At 63.4% G+C, this 13,272-nt stretch carries 15 protein-coding genes; 9 read left to right on the forward strand and 6 right to left on the reverse strand.

Features of this window, described 5'->3' with window-relative positions; translation table 11 throughout:
- Nucleotides 1–140: 140 nt before the first annotated feature.
- A complete protein-coding gene (locus tag X760_RS67800; protein ID WP_023721888.1) occupies nucleotides 141–890 on the forward strand; it encodes a thioredoxin family protein in 750 nt (249 codons plus the stop codon).
- Nucleotides 891–1,488: 598 nt separating this feature from the next.
- Nucleotides 1,489–1,875 (forward strand): DUF2794 domain-containing protein, encoded by a 387-nt coding sequence (locus tag X760_RS67805; protein WP_023721889.1) that lies wholly within the window; start codon nucleotides 1,489–1,491, stop codon nucleotides 1,873–1,875.
- Between the two features lie 4 nt (nucleotides 1,876–1,879).
- Here the strand turns inward: X760_RS67805 and X760_RS67810 are convergent, their stop codons facing one another.
- From X760_RS67810 to X760_RS67825, 4 genes are all read right to left on the reverse strand, one after another.
- Nucleotides 1,880–2,449 (reverse strand): GNAT family N-acetyltransferase, encoded by a 570-nt coding sequence (locus X760_RS67810; RefSeq protein WP_023721890.1) that lies wholly within the window; start codon nucleotides 2,447–2,449, stop codon nucleotides 1,880–1,882.
- 164 nt (nucleotides 2,450–2,613) lie between these two features.
- Nucleotides 2,614–3,393 (reverse strand): Bax inhibitor-1/YccA family protein, encoded by a 780-nt coding sequence (locus X760_RS67815; protein ID WP_023721891.1) that lies wholly within the window; start codon nucleotides 3,391–3,393, stop codon nucleotides 2,614–2,616.
- A gap of 219 nt (nucleotides 3,394–3,612) precedes the next feature.
- Nucleotides 3,613–6,162, reverse strand: a complete 2,550-nt coding sequence (locus X760_RS67820; RefSeq protein ID WP_023721892.1) for an ABC transporter permease — start codon at nucleotides 6,160–6,162, stop codon at nucleotides 3,613–3,615.
- Nucleotides 6,162–6,872 carry an ABC transporter ATP-binding protein gene (locus tag X760_RS67825; RefSeq protein WP_023721893.1) on the reverse strand — a complete coding sequence of 237 codons (711 nt, stop codon included), beginning with the start codon at nucleotides 6,870–6,872 and terminating at the stop codon, nucleotides 6,162–6,164. Before X760_RS67825 ends, X760_RS67820 begins: the two co-directional genes overlap by 1 nt.
- A 107-nt stretch (nucleotides 6,873–6,979) precedes the next feature.
- Between X760_RS67825 and X760_RS67830 the strand changes: the two genes are divergently transcribed.
- The 4 genes from X760_RS67830 to X760_RS67845 all read left to right on the forward strand — a co-directional run bounded on the left by X760_RS67830 (nucleotide 6,980) and on the right by X760_RS67845 (nucleotide 9,116).
- On the forward strand, nucleotides 6,980–7,624 hold the full coding sequence (locus X760_RS67830) for an arylesterase (RefSeq protein ID WP_023721894.1): 645 nt from the start codon (nucleotides 6,980–6,982) through the stop codon (nucleotides 7,622–7,624).
- Nucleotides 7,625–7,761: 137 nt separating this feature from the next.
- Entirely contained in the window at nucleotides 7,762–8,358 is a 597-nt protein-coding gene (gene thpR / locus X760_RS67835) for an RNA 2',3'-cyclic phosphodiesterase (RefSeq protein ID WP_023721895.1), read from the forward strand.
- 6 nt (nucleotides 8,359–8,364) lie between these two features.
- Entirely contained in the window at nucleotides 8,365–8,661 is a 297-nt protein-coding gene (locus X760_RS67840; protein ID WP_023721896.1) for a 4a-hydroxytetrahydrobiopterin dehydratase, read from the forward strand.
- Between the two features lie 92 nt (nucleotides 8,662–8,753).
- Nucleotides 8,754–9,116 carry a YkvA family protein gene (locus X760_RS67845; protein ID WP_023721897.1) on the forward strand — a complete coding sequence of 121 codons (363 nt, stop codon included), beginning with the start codon at nucleotides 8,754–8,756 and terminating at the stop codon, nucleotides 9,114–9,116.
- 45 nt (nucleotides 9,117–9,161) lie between these two features.
- On the opposite strand, the gene X760_RS78310 is transcribed toward X760_RS67845, so the two are convergent.
- Nucleotides 9,162–9,770, reverse strand: a complete 609-nt coding sequence (locus X760_RS78310) for an isoprenylcysteine carboxylmethyltransferase family protein (RefSeq protein ID WP_023721898.1) — start codon at nucleotides 9,768–9,770, stop codon at nucleotides 9,162–9,164.
- Nucleotides 9,771–10,132: 362 nt separating this feature from the next.
- Between X760_RS78310 and X760_RS67850 the strand changes: the two genes are divergently transcribed.
- The 3 genes from X760_RS67850 to X760_RS67860 all read left to right on the forward strand — a co-directional run bounded on the left by X760_RS67850 (nucleotide 10,133) and on the right by X760_RS67860 (nucleotide 12,540).
- Nucleotides 10,133–10,639 carry an invasion associated locus B family protein gene (locus tag X760_RS67850; protein ID WP_023721899.1) on the forward strand — a complete coding sequence of 169 codons (507 nt, stop codon included), beginning with the start codon at nucleotides 10,133–10,135 and terminating at the stop codon, nucleotides 10,637–10,639.
- Nucleotides 10,640–10,831: 192 nt separating this feature from the next.
- Complete coding sequence (rlmN, locus tag X760_RS67855; protein WP_023721900.1) at nucleotides 10,832–12,064, forward strand: 23S rRNA (adenine(2503)-C(2))-methyltransferase RlmN; 1,233 nt, start codon at nucleotides 10,832–10,834, stop codon at nucleotides 12,062–12,064.
- Nucleotides 12,061–12,540, forward strand: a complete 480-nt coding sequence (locus tag X760_RS67860; protein ID WP_023721901.1) for a hypothetical protein — start codon at nucleotides 12,061–12,063, stop codon at nucleotides 12,538–12,540. The genes rlmN and X760_RS67860 overlap by 4 nt, the downstream gene beginning before the upstream one ends.
- On the opposite strand, the gene X760_RS67865 is transcribed toward X760_RS67860, so the two are convergent.
- Nucleotides 12,512–13,153: a LysE family translocator gene (locus X760_RS67865; protein WP_023721902.1), complete on the reverse strand. Its 642-nt coding sequence runs from the start codon at nucleotides 13,151–13,153 to the stop codon at nucleotides 12,512–12,514. The genes X760_RS67860 and X760_RS67865 overlap by 29 nt on opposite strands.
- Nucleotides 13,154–13,272: the final 119 nt, after the last annotated feature.

The following is a 13,272-nucleotide window of genomic DNA, read 5'->3' on the forward strand; positions in this document are numbered from 1 at the left end:
GCGCGTCCACCTATTGCGCCCTTGCCAGCGGTTGCAACGGCAAAATTTCACCGCAACGTGACTTCCCGTTGACTGCCGCTTCTGCCACATATTTCGACAATCAGAACAAAGCCGGCATCACCGGCGGGATCGGAACGGCCATGTCATCTCGAAGACCATTGCGGCTTGCGGCCGTTGCGCTGGCTCTCTCGGCGTTTGCCGGAAGCGCCTTCGCCGAGCAGGCCGACAAGCCATTAGGCGTCGTCGAGCTCTTCACCAGCCAGGGATGTAATTCCTGTCCGCCGGCCGACGAATTCTTCGCCGAGCTCGCCGCCAAGGAGAACATCGTCGCGCTCGCCTATCATGTCGACTATTGGGATTACCTCGGCTGGCAGGATACGCTGAGCCGCAAGGAAAATACCGAGCGGCAATATGAGTATATGCGCGCCTTCGGCAGCCGTTCCGTCTACACCCCGCAAGCCGTCATCAACGGCCGCAGCCATGTCAATGGCGCCAGCCGCAAGGAAGTCGACGGCGCGCTGGCACGCATGGAGAGGGTCGGCGAAGGCATGCGCGTCGGCATCAAGGTCAGCCGGACCAGCGATCGCGTCATGATCGATGCCGGCGACGCCGTGACCGGCCCCGCCGACGCGCATGTCGTCATCGTCTATTTCAACCCGCCGCAGACGATCAAGATCGGCAAGGGTGAAAACACCGGCCGCAGCATGACCTACTGGAACGCCGTCTCCAGCATCCAGACCGCCGGCATGTGGCACGGCAAGGCGCAGCGCTACGAACTGCCGATGAGCGAGATCGCCAAGAAGGGCGGCTGCGCCGTGCTGCTGCAGTCGGTCGGCAAGGACGGCGTGCCCGGTCCGATCCTGGGTGCAGCCTTTATCCGCAAGCCTTAGATGGAGCGCTCTCCCTTCTCCCTTGTGGGAGAAGGTGTCGCCGAAGGCGACGGATGAGGGTGTTCCAGGGAACGCCAACGCCTCACTCCGTCCAACACCCTCATCTGTCTCGGCGCTGCGCGCCGATCCACCTTCTTCCACAACAAGGGGAGAAGGGATAGCCGCGCTCAAGCCTCCGACGACAGCCTATCCGGATGGATCGCGCCGCCACGGCTCCAGCCAATAAAAAACCGGCGTCAGCTTGCTTCTGACGCCGGTCATTTAGGTTTTGGGATCGTCGCACCCGATCTTTCCAAGGAAAGACCGAGGTTGGTTCGATCCGACGCAGACCCGTGGGCGGGGGGCTTGGGGTTTACGAGCCGGTGCCGGACCGAACCGTCTCAGGCAACGCCGGTAAATTCGTCGGACATTGGGGCATGAGCACGGATAAAAAAAGGCAGGATTGTGGCGAAGCATCACCAATTCCAACAGGCGTTTCGCAAACGTGACTGGACGTTGGAGAAACCGCGCGGTGCTGCCGTTGCCCGGCCGGGCCTTGCAATTCGGCAACGAAAGCGCCAACTTTGGTCGGCGTACGATTCATTGCGAGGATCCAGGCATGACTGATCGCAGCAGCGGGACGGAGGATGGGGACGCATCCGCAATATTGATCCCGCTGCACGAGGCAAGACACGAACGCCTCGACCAGCCGGTGCGCTTCGACCGCCGCGAACTGGACCAGATCCTCAGGCTCTACGGCCGTATGGTCGCCGCCAATGAATGGCGCGACTATGCTATTGACCATCTCACCGACCGCGCCGTTTTTTCCGTCTTCCGTCGCACCAGCGAAGTGCCGCTTTTCCAGATCGTCAAGGATCCGAAGCTGGCGCGCCGGCAAGGCGCATTCGCCGTCATCGCCGCCGGCGGACGCATCCTCAAGCGTGGCCAGGAACTCGGCCGGGTGCTTGGCGTGTTCGACCGAACGCTGAAGCTGGTCGAGGCGTAACCCCTTATTTTTGTTTGCGGAACTTCCGCTCGGGCAGCGATTGCGGATCGGGCGGGACCGACGCTCCACCGTTGATCGGCAGTTGCATGAACATCGTGTCCAGCCAGCGTCCGTGCTTGTAGCCGGAGCCTTCCAGGCGGCCGGAATGGTGAAAGCCGAGCTTCTCGTGCAACCGCACCGAGGCGCTGTCGGGCCGGCCATCGCCAATCACCGCGATGATCTGGCGAAAGCCCGCCGCCTTGGCTGCCTCGATCAGCCTTTGCATCAGGAGCAGCCCGACGCCCTGCCCCTTGGCGTCGGGCGCGACATAGACGGAATCCTCAACCACGAAGCGGTATGCCGAGCGCGGCCGGAAAGCGCCGGCATAGGCATAGCCGAGCACAATGCCGCCTTTTTCCGCCACGAGATAGGGAAAGCCACCCGCTACCAAACTGTCGAAGCGCGCTCCCATCTCGATACGACTTGGCGGGTCGAGTTCATAGCTCGCCGTGCCGTTTGTCACCGCGTCGGCATAGATTTCCGTGATCCGGTCGAGATCGGCCGACGTCGCGGCCCGCAAGGTGATGCTGCTCATAATTTATGCACGTCGTTCATCTGCCCTATATCACAGCAAGAGCCGGCACAAAAGAAAAGGGCGGCCATTGGGCCGCCCTTTCCAAACTCGCTGGAGTCAGACCATGATCCCGAAAAGTGGAAACCGGTTTTCGGAACAGATCATGGTCAACAAAGAACGCCGTACTAGCGACGGTCGCCCATGAACTGCAGCAGGAACATGAACAGGTTGATGAAGTCGAGATAGAGCCTCAGCGCGCCCATGATCGCCTTGCGGCCGGCGACATCAGTCTCGTCACCCTCGAAATACATCTCCTTGATGTTCTGCGTGTCATAGGCGGTGAGGCCTGCGAAGATCAGCACGCCGATCGCCGAAACGGCGAAGGAAAGCGCCGACGACTGCAGGAAGATGTTGATCACCATCGCGATGATCAGGCCGACCAGGCCCATGACCAGGAACGAGCCGAACGCGGAAAGGTCGCGCTTGGCCGTGTAGCCGTAGAGCGACAGCCCGCCAAACGCGGCGGCGGTGGCGAAGAAGGTCTGCGAGATACTGGCGGTGGTGTAGACCAGGAAGATCGACGACAGCGACAGGCCGACAAGGCCGGCGTAAACCCAGAACGTCGTCTGCGCCGCCGAAACGCTCATCGATTGGACCCGGAACGACAGGAACATCACCGCTGCCAGCGGGGCAAAGATCACCAGCCATTTCAGCGGCGAGCCGAAGATCGCGTAGCCGAACGAGGTCAGCATCTCGCCGCTTGGCAACGTGGCAACCGCCGAGGCGGGATCGCTGGTGGTGGCCAGCATGATTGTGCCAACCGCGGCAAGGCCGGTGATGAGGAGGCCAAGCCCCATCAGGTTGTAGACTTTGATCATGTAGGCGCGCAGGCCCTGGTCGATGGCAGCATCGACGCCGGCGCCGGGCACGGCGCGCGTCTGATAATTGCGAACGGGATCAGCCATGGAAATCCTCATATTGCTTCTGCCCCGTCCGGTGTCAGGTCCTTTTGAACCCAGGCGCCGCTGGCGGGGCTCCAGCATGCCTGCGCCGAAATATGATGGTTCTTGGCGTAAAGGACAAGACCGTAACCGGACGTAATGCTCCGTGAAGTGCCGGAGATCCGGTTTTATTGGCCTTGCCGGTCGAAACATTAACGAGATTTAATCAAAACCGGCTCTGGCTCAAAGATTCCGCAGCACCGGCGCCGCCTTGTGGCCCAGCACTCGCCACGTGCCGGCCAGGCCGATACCCACCGTGACCACCAGTGAAAAGCCGATGGTCGCCACCGCCACCTCGGGCATGAAGTGCGATGGCAGCGTCATGACGCGCGCGACGACGTACCACGCCGCCACACCGCCCGCCGCCAGCGCGAAGATCGCGGTCGCAAGGCCGATCAGCATGTATTCCAGCGAAAAGGCCGCGATCAGCGTTTTCCTGGTCGCACCCAGGGTCTTCAGCACCACCGCGTCGTGGATGCGGGCCCGGTTGCCGGCGGCGAGCGCCCCGGCCAGCACCAGCACCGAGGCGATCAACGCCACGCCCGCCGCGGCCCTGATCGCGGTGCCGAGCTGCGCCACCAGCCGGTTGACGATGTCGAGCGCGTCCTTGACCCTGACCGTCGTCACCGCGGGAAAAGCCCGGGTGACGGCATTGAGAAGATGCGCGTCGTCGGCCGCCGACGCATTCGTCTCGGTCAGCGTCGCCAACCAGCCATGCGGCGCCCCGGCGAATGTGTTGGGCGAGAACACCATGACGAAATTGATGCCCATGGTTTCCCATTCGACCTGGCGGAAATTGGCAATCTTGGCCGTGATGTTGCGGCCGAGCACATTGACGGTGATGGTGTCGCCGAGCTTCAGCCCGATCTCCTTGCCCTCCTCGGCGGAAAACGAGACCAGCGGTTCGCCGGAATAATTCCCCGGCCACCAGCTGCCCTCGGTCAGCGTTGCATTCTCCGGCAATTGTGCGTCATAGGTCAGCCCACGGTCGCCGCGCAGCACCCAGGCGCCTTCGGCCGGAACCTTGACCTTGTCGACATCGACGCCGTTGAGCGCCATCACCCGGCCGCGCAGCATCGGCACCTTGATCAGCCTGCCCTGCGGCGCCTCTTTGCCGACCAGCGCGGAGAAGGCATCGACGTCGCCGCTCTGGATATCGACGAAGAAGAAGTTCGGCGCCCGTTCCGGCAGGCTGCCGGAAATCTGCCGCCTGAGATTGCCATCGATCAGCGCCAGCGTCACCAGGAGCGTCAGCCCGAGACCCAGCGACAGCACCACGGACGGCGTCAAGGCGCCAGGCCGATGGATGTTGCCGATGGCGAGCCTGAGCGCCGTCGAGCGCACACGCGGACTTCTCTTCGCCGCCCACTGCACCAGCGTACCGACGACACGCAGCACCAGGAACGAAAAGACCGTGGCGCCGACGAAGATCGAGGCAATACGGCGGTCGCCGGAAAACAGGATCGCCAGCACCGCGAGCAGCAGCGCGATGGCCATTGCCGCGGCGACATAGAGCGGGCGGGGAAAACCGCGGCCCTCAAAACCCATTTCGCGAAACAGCGCCGTCGCTGGCACGTCGCGAGCACGGCCGAGCGGCAGCAGGGCGAAGGCCAGCGTCACCAGCAGCCCGAACAGCGCTGCCATGCCGAGGGCGCCGGGATAGAACCCACCTTCCGCCGGCACCGGAATAACCGACTGGAGTGCCGCGCTGGCCGCGAACGGCATCAGCGCGCCAAGCACCAGGCCCAGCGTGATACCGAGGGCGGCGATCATCAGGATCTGCACCAGGTAGACGGCAAAGACGAACCCGCCCGAAGCCCCCAGGCTCTTGAAGGTGGCGATGACGCCGCGCTTGCCGTCGAGATAGGCACGCACCGCATTGGCCACGCCGACGCCGCCGACCACCAGCGCCGTCAGCCCGACCAACGTCAGGAATTGCGAGAACCGCTCGATGTTCGAGGACAGCGCCGGCGCTGCGTTGCTGCGCGTGCGGATCGACCAGCCGGCCTGCGGGAACTCTTTCGCGGCCTGCTCCTGGATCGCCTTGATCTGTACTTCAGTGGTGCCGCCGGGCAGGCGGACCTTATAGGCGTTCTCGACCAGGCTGCCCGGCTGGATCAGGCCTGAAGCGGCAAGCCCGTCGGTCGACACCATCAGCCGCGGCGCAAAACCGAAGCCATCCGACACCGCATCTGGCTCGTTGACCAGCTTGGCGCGCAGCTCGAATGTCGCGCTGCCGAGCTTCAACCGGTTACCGATGCCAAGGTTCAGCCGCTCGAACAGAAGGTCCGGGGCGGCGGCGCCGAAGACACCGGATTTTTCGCCGAACAAATCCTCTCGCGACAGCACCGGCTGGGTCTCCAGCGCGCCATAGAGCGGATAGGCGCCGTCGACCGCCTTGGCCTCGACCAGCGCCTGGTCGGAGCCGTCCTCGAGCCTCGCCATCGAGCGCATGTTGGCGCTGTGCGAAACCGTGCCAAGCCGGTCGAGGAAGCTGCGTTCGGCTCTGGTCGGATCGCGCTGGTTGAGCTGGAAGCGGAGATCGCCGCCGAGCAGCGTCTGGCCCTGGTCGGCAACACCGGCGGAAATCGCCTGCGCCACCGAATTGACGCCGCCGATTGCCGCGACGCCAAGCGCAATGCAGGCAAGGAAGATCAGGAACCCGGACAGCCCGCCGCGCATTTCGCGCAGCGAGAACTTGAAGGCCAGCCTCAGCGTTTGCGACAGCGGCATTAGGCGGTCACCTTGCCGGCCCTGGAGGCCGGCTTGGATGCGTCCTCGATCAGCCCCGACCGCATCGACACCTGGCGCGAGCAGCGCGCCGCGAGCACCGGGTCATGCGTGACCAGCACCAGCGTCATGCCGCGTTCGGCCGCCTTGGCGAACAGCAGGTCGGCGACGTGCCGTCCCGTCGCCTGGTCGAGATTGCCGGTCGGCTCGTCGGCGATCAGGATGCGAGGCGACGGCGCCAGCGCCCGGGCGATCGCCACGCGCTGCTGCTCGCCGCCAGACAATTCGCCGGGATAATGGGTGATGCGATCGCTAAGGCCGACCGCCGCCAGTTCGCGCGCCGCCACGCCGAACGGATCGGCATGGCCGGCAAGCTCAAGCGGGACGGCGACGTTTTCCAGCGCCGTCATATTGGGGATGAGGTGGAACGACTGGAACACGATGCCGATGTTTCGCCCTCGAAACGATGCGATCTGGTCTTCGCTTTTGCCGTTGAGCAGCTCGCCGGCAATTCGTACCGCACCCGAATCGACCCTTTCAAGCCCGGCCAAAACCATCAGCAATGTCGACTTTCCCGAACCCGAAGGTCCAACGATGCCTGTCGCTTCGCCGCTCGCCACATCGAGGCTGACGCCCTTCAGCACATGCACCGAGGATGCGCCTTCGCCGAGCGTCAGCGATACGTCTTTCAGCGAAATGACGGCTTCTTCCAAAATCAAATCGTCCTATATGGGGGAAGAGGGCTAGAGCATCCGATGCTCGACAAAGACGAAAACCTGCCTTCGCCAACAGATGTTCCTGGTCATATGGGGCCTGCCGCATGGCTTTCAAACACACTTTTGCCGCAGCCTTCGCCCTTTTCCTCGCGATCTGCAGCGCCATTTCGTCGGCGCGCGCCGAGCCCTTCACCATCGTTGGCTTCGGCGACAGCTTGATGGCGGGTTATGGCCTTGGGCCGGGTCAGGGGTTCACCGAAAAGCTGCAGGCCGCGCTTCGCGCCAAGGGCTACGATGTCACGGTCGCCAATGCCGGCGTTTCCGGCGATACGACGAGCGGCGGCCTGTCGCGGCTCGACTGGTCGGTGCCGGACGGCACGCAGCTGGTCATCCTGGAGCTCGGCGCCAACGACATGCTGCGCGGCGTTTCGCCCGCCATAGCGGAAAAGAACCTGGACGCCATGCTGGCAAAGCTGAAGCAGCGCAAGATCGCCGTGTTGCTGGCCGGGATGCGCGCGGCGCCGAATCTCGGCGCCGATTACCAGAGGGCCTTCGACGCGACTTTTCCGAGACTGGCTGAAAAATACGGCGTGCCGCTCTATCCTTTCTTTCTCGAGGGCATCGCCGGCCAATCCGTCCTGCAGCTCGAAGACGGTCTTCATCCAAACGCCCGAGGCGTCGACCGCATCGTCGAGGGTATCCTGCCCAGCGTGGAGAAGACCATTGAAGCGATCCGGGGCAATTCCTGAAGGCGAGGGTTCGCCGCTGCAACACCTTCCGCAGGGGAAGCTTTTAGGCAGGCCTGCGACCAACAAACCCCTTGCCCCGTTTGAATATCGATGATTCGCTAGGGGCAAGAGTTCGATTCGAGGACAGGAGGCTTCCCATGCCGCGTCTTTTTACCGCCCTCGAAATACCGCGTGATGCCGCTCTTTCGCTGTCCCTGCTCAGGGGCGGCCTGCCCGGAGCCCGCTGGATCGACGTCGAAAACTATCATCTGACGCTGCGCTTCATCGGCGATGTCGAGGGCCATGTCGCCGACGAAATCGCCAACACGCTCGACCGCGTTCACCGCCCGTCCTTCTCGCTGACGCTGTCCGGCGTCGGCGCCTTCGGCCAGAAGAAGCCGCATGCGGTGTGGGCCGGGGTCGCCGCTTCGCCCGATCTTTCCGCTCTGCAAAGCGAAATCGAGCGCATCTGCCAGCGGCTCGGCATCCCGGCCGACCCGCGCAAGTTCATGCCGCATGTGACGCTGGCCCGCCTGCGCAATGCGAGCCCGCTCGACGTCGCCCAGTATCTGTCGGCGCGCGGCAATTTTTCGACGCTGCCGTTCCGGGTCGGCCGCTTCGTGCTGATGTCGTCGCGCGACTCGGTCGGCGGCGGGCCTTACGTCGTCGAGGAGGCTTGGCCGCTTTCAGGTGCCGACAACCGCATCGCCAGCCGTTTGGCCGGCGCCGCCGACGCTTCGCGGATCATGCGGTAGACGGATATGGCCAGGGAGAAACTAGCAAAAGAGGCGATCAGCGCCGAACTTGCCGGCCTCGACGGCTGGTCGCTGGCCAAGGATGGTGGTTCGATCAGCCGCAGCTTCACTTTCAAGAATTTCTCGGAAGCCTTTGCCTTCATGACCCGCGTGGCGTTGGCGGCGGAGAAGATGGACCACCACCCCGACTGGTCGAACGTCTACAAGACGGTAAACGTGACCCTCAACACACACGACGCCGGCGGCCTGACCGCGCTGGATTTCGATCTGGCCAGGAAGATGAACCGCTATTTCGGCACCTGACGTTATCTGCACCTTGCAGCGAGGTTCGGCTTTCACCACATTTTGCCTCGCGGTCACGCGTGAAGTCACGCGACGGCGGCAAGGAGAGGTTGATGGCGCAAAAATCCGGTTTTGATTTCTTCGGCCTCGGCAGCAAGCTGGGCAATGAGAGCGAAGTGCGCGAAAAGTTCTGGCGTACGGCGAAGAAGGCTGCCCGGCAGATCCCGTTCATGGAGGAGGTGGTCGCCGCCTATTACTGCGCCATGGACAAGAAGACGCCGCTGCGCGCCAAGGGCACATTGCTGGCTGCGCTCGGCTATTTCGTGCTGCCGACGGACGTCATCCCCGATTTCATCTTTGGGCTTGGCTTCACCGACGACATCGCTGTGCTGACCGCGGCGATCACAACCGTCAGCGCCCACATCACGCCGGCGCACCGGCTCGCCGCCAGGCAGGCCATCGCCGACAAGAGCTGAGCCGGTACGGCGCAAAAAATCGCGCGGGAACCGACTTTCCGGCCGTCAAAGCCACCGCCGCACCCGCGTCTTGTAGGCGCGATAGGCGTCTCCGAACTTACGCTCGAGATAACGCTCTTCCGGCGCGATGACGCCCGTATTGATCACCCACAGCAAGGGAATGACGAGCGCGATACCCCAAAGACTTCCGGCCGCGACACCGAGGCCCAGATAGATAAGGGTCGCTCCCAGATAGAACGGATTTCTGGTCCACCGATAGGTACCGTCGACGACCAGCGCCGTCGTTGGCAAGGTCGGTGGTATGTTGGTTCCAGCGGCCTGAAAGCGCCCCGCGGCCATAAAGATGAGCACGAAGCCGCACACCGCGAGCACGGCGCCGGCCAGATAGCGGGCGAGGGCCTGCCCGGCCATGACCGGGAGCGGCGCGAGCACCTCGAGCACGGTTGCCGCCCCCAGGAAGCCGAGGAAGATCAAAGGCGGCAGCGCAATGACCCCCGCCACGTCGGGCGCGCCCGGTCCGCCCGCCACCTCTCCGCCATCCGACCGGGGCACCGCGCCGCTGGCCACCGCGCGGACGGCGACACGAATGCCGAACACGATCGCCAGGACGACTGTGCCGCCCGCCAGGATCAGAACTGTCTCGGAAATGGCCATGGCCAAATCTCCCGTAAGCCGCCAAGGAGGGCACCCTGGCCGAGTGCCGTGGAGCCGAACGCAGACATATACCGCCTGGCGGGAAATTCGTCACGTAGCTCTCAGAAAAGCGAGAATCGCTGCAAGACCTAGCTGCTTGAAAAGTCAAACTCTTGCCGTTTTCGTGGCCTCCAAGTCGCGGCAGGGACATTGCGCCAGCCGCTTTTTCAAGCGGCAGCGCGAAGACGGCGGCGGTTTCCTGGCGTGAACATCCTTTTCTCAGGGGAAATTCACCGTTTGGTAACCCAGATTAAATCAAAATGAAGCGACGGGCAGGACGCCGAGCCGGCCTGCCGCCGCACCAGTGGAATACGGGAAAAGCGATGCGCGGATTGATTGCTATAGTTTCCAGCCTGGCCCTGGTGGCCTTGACGGCGCCCGCGCTGGCGCAGTCGGCAACCAAGATCGGCCAGCACAATGCCTGGGGCACCTACAGCTACCAGGCGTCGGGCGGCGGCAAGGTCTGCTATGTCCTGACCGTGCCAACCGACAAGCAGCCGCCGACGCTCGATCATGGCGACATGTTCTTCTTCGTCAGCCAGCGGCCGGGGCAGCAAGTGTCCTACGAGCCGCAATTCATCGCCGGCTATACCTTCCAGGAAGGTTCCAAGGCCACCGTCACCATCGACAAGAAGTCTTTTTCGATGTTCACGCGCGGCAAGTCGGCCTGGGTCGAGAACGCCGCCGAGGAGCCGGTGCTGATCGCCGCGATGAAGACCGGCACCGACATGAAGGTGTCAGCCAAGTCCGGCCGCGGCAATACCACCACCTACGTCTTCTCGCTGAAGGGCATCTCGGCGGCGCTGGCCTCGATCGCCAAGTGCAAGTAAAGTCCTCGTCCGGGACGTTCACGACCTAACACAGCGACGTAAAGAACCAGTGTTCGTGCGGTCTTGCCTTCTCTCCTTGTGGGAGAAGGAAGAACCCCCTGCATGACTCCGCCATCAACCTGTGCTATGCGCCGCGCTTCATTTCGGGCACGATGCTGTAATCGGCCGCAAATCGCTTATATTGGCGCAACAATGACCCTTTCATTCGATCTTACCGCCGAAGGCGCGCGTGACGCGTTGCGCACCCGCACGGCGCCTGAAAAGCCGTCGCTGATCGGCTTGACGCGCGCCGAACTCGGGGCCGCCCTCGTCGCCGCCGGCATCGTGCCGGAGCGCCAGGCGAAGATGCGCGCCCAGCAGCTCTGGCACTGGATCTATGTGCGCGGCGTTTCCGATTTTGCCGGCATGTTCAACATCTCCAAGGATTTGCGCGCCGCACTGGACAGGCATTTCACCGTTGCCAGGCCCGAGATCGTCGAGGAGCAGATTTCCTCCGACGGCACGCGCAAATGGCTGTTCCGCTTTCCGCCGCGCGGCGCCGGCCGGCCGGTCGAGATCGAGACCGTCTACATTCCCGAAGAAGGCCGCGGCACGCTCTGCATCTCCTCGCAGGTCGGCTGCACCCTGACCTGCTCCTTCTGCCACACCGGCACGCAAAAGCTGGTGCGCAACCTGACGGCGGAAGAAATCCTCGCCCAGCTTTTGACAGCTCGCGACCGGCTCGGCGATTTCCCCGACCGCGACACGCCCGACGGCGCCATCGTGCCGGCCGAGGGCCGGAAAGTGTCCAACGTCGTCATGATGGGCATGGGTGAGCCGCTCTACAATTTCGAGGCGGTGAAGAAGGCGCTGCTGATTGCATCCGACGGCGACGGGCTTTCCCTGTCGAAGAGGCGCATCACGCTGTCGACCTCGGGCGTCGTGCCCGAAATCTTCCGCACCGGCGAGGAGATCGGCGTCATGCTGGCAATCTCGCTGCACGCTACCAATGACGATCTGCGTGACCTTTTGGTACCGATCAACAAGAAGTATCCGCTCAACGAGCTGATCGCTGCCTGCCGTGCCTATCCCGGCCTGTCCAACGCCAAGCGCATCACCTTCGAATATGTGATGCTGAAGGACGTCAATGATTCCATCGAGGACGCCAAGGCGCTGATCAAGCTGCTCAAGGGCATCCCGGCCAAGATCAATCTGATCCCGTTCAATCCGTGGCCGGGCACCAACTACCAGTGCTCGGACTGGGAGACGATCGAGAAATTCGCCGACTACATCAACAATGCCGGCTATGCCTCGCCGATCCGCACGCCGCGCGGCCGCGACATCCTCGCCGCCTGCGGCCAGCTCAAATCGGACTCCGAGCGCATGCGCAAAGTCGACCGGCTGGCGCTGGAAGCGATGATGATCGCAGGGCACGGCGAGGCGTGAATCGCGTCGTCGCCTATCTGATCCGCTTCGCCGTCATCCTGATCGGTTATGGCGTCGCCTCGCTGGCGGCCAGCGCATTTCTCAATATCATGTTTCTGGCGTCCCTGGGCTACACGCCGGAGCAGGCACCGCCGGCGGCGACGGCTTCCCTCTATTTTTCCGTCCCCTTCGTCGCGCTGTTCGTCGCCTATTTCGCTTTCATGCCGGCGGCGATCGCCATCCTGGTTTCCGAAATCCTCGGCCGGCGCGACTGGCTGTTCTATGCACTGGCGGGCGCGGCGGTGGCGGCGGTCTTCCTCGGCTTCGTCCACCAGACGAACGACGCCAATTTCGAGGTTACCAACACAAGCGTCATGCTGGCGGTGATCGGCTGCGGCATGGTCGGCGGTATTTTCTACTGGCTGAGCGCCGGCCGCTCGGCTGGGAGCTGGCGTCAAATCGGACGCCCTATTTCGCCTGGGCCGTCAGGATCTTGAGCGCGAAGGCCGAAAAAACTCCGGCAAACAGATAGTCGACGACGCGCGTCACGCGCGGGCTGGCTTTCATCGCCGCCGAGAATTTTTCCGCCGCCAGCACCATCGGCGCTGTCACCGGGACCGACAGCACGACGAACATCGCGCCGAGGAAGAACAGCTTTCCCGGCGCATTGGGATCATGCGCGGAGACGAATTGCGGCAGGAAGGTCATGAAGAACAGGATGATCTTCGGATTGAGCAGATTGACGCCGAGCCCCGCCGCCCAGCTGCGAACCAGCGATATCTGCGGCCCGCTCTTCTTCTCCGGTGAAAACGCCGACCCTTTTGTGATCGCCTGCCAGGCCAGGAAGACCAGATAGCCGGCGCCGAAAATCTTCAGCACGAAGAACGCCATCGGCGAGGCGACGATCAGCGCCGAGACGCCGACCACCACCAACGTGGTGTGGATCAGCGTGCCGCACAGCGCGCCGGCCATCGAGGCGAAGCCGGTGGCGCGGCCCTGGCTCAGCGTGCGCGACACGAACAGCGTCATGTCCGGCCCAGGCGTAATCGCCAGGATCACCGTCGCGATGGCGAATTGGATAAGCGTAGCGTTGTCGGGAATGAAGGACATTGGCGGCCTCGGACAAGAAGGCGCAGCCTATAGCGCAGGCGCCTCGCCGACGCCAGCATCTCGCCGCCACGGCGTCTGGTCCAGCGCTTGCGGCTCCCAGGCGCCTGTTCCTCCCTTGC

It is taken from the genome of Mesorhizobium sp. LSHC420B00 (assembly GCF_000503055.1).
GTDB lineage: Bacteria > Pseudomonadota > Alphaproteobacteria > Rhizobiales > Rhizobiaceae > Mesorhizobium.

Excerpts from the sequence above, each read along its gene's own strand:
- X760_RS67800 (WP_023721888.1), top strand. The coding sequence starts at position 141 with ATGTCATCTCGAAGACCATTGCGGCTTGCGGCCGTTGCGCTGGCTCTC.
- X760_RS67805 (WP_023721889.1), top strand. The coding sequence starts at position 1,489 with ATGACTGATCGCAGCAGCGGGACGGAGGATGGGGACGCATCCGCAATA.
- X760_RS67810 (WP_023721890.1), bottom strand. The coding sequence starts at position 2,449 with ATGAGCAGCATCACCTTGCGGGCCGCGACGTCGGCCGATCTCGACCGG.
- X760_RS67815 (WP_023721891.1), bottom strand. The coding sequence starts at position 3,393 with ATGGCTGATCCCGTTCGCAATTATCAGACGCGCGCCGTGCCCGGCGCC.
- X760_RS67820 (WP_023721892.1), bottom strand. The coding sequence starts at position 6,162 with ATGCCGCTGTCGCAAACGCTGAGGCTGGCCTTCAAGTTCTCGCTGCGC.
- X760_RS67830 (WP_023721894.1), top strand. The coding sequence starts at position 6,980 with ATGGCTTTCAAACACACTTTTGCCGCAGCCTTCGCCCTTTTCCTCGCG.
- thpR (WP_023721895.1), top strand. The coding sequence starts at position 7,762 with ATGCCGCGTCTTTTTACCGCCCTCGAAATACCGCGTGATGCCGCTCTT.
- X760_RS67840 (WP_023721896.1), top strand. The coding sequence starts at position 8,365 with ATGGCCAGGGAGAAACTAGCAAAAGAGGCGATCAGCGCCGAACTTGCC.
- X760_RS67845 (WP_023721897.1), top strand. The coding sequence starts at position 8,754 with ATGGCGCAAAAATCCGGTTTTGATTTCTTCGGCCTCGGCAGCAAGCTG.
- X760_RS78310 (WP_023721898.1), bottom strand. The coding sequence starts at position 9,770 with ATGGCCATTTCCGAGACAGTTCTGATCCTGGCGGGCGGCACAGTCGTC.
- X760_RS67850 (WP_023721899.1), top strand. The coding sequence starts at position 10,133 with ATGCGCGGATTGATTGCTATAGTTTCCAGCCTGGCCCTGGTGGCCTTG.
- rlmN (WP_023721900.1), top strand. The coding sequence starts at position 10,832 with ATGACCCTTTCATTCGATCTTACCGCCGAAGGCGCGCGTGACGCGTTG.
- X760_RS67865 (WP_023721902.1), bottom strand. The coding sequence starts at position 13,153 with ATGTCCTTCATTCCCGACAACGCTACGCTTATCCAATTCGCCATCGCG.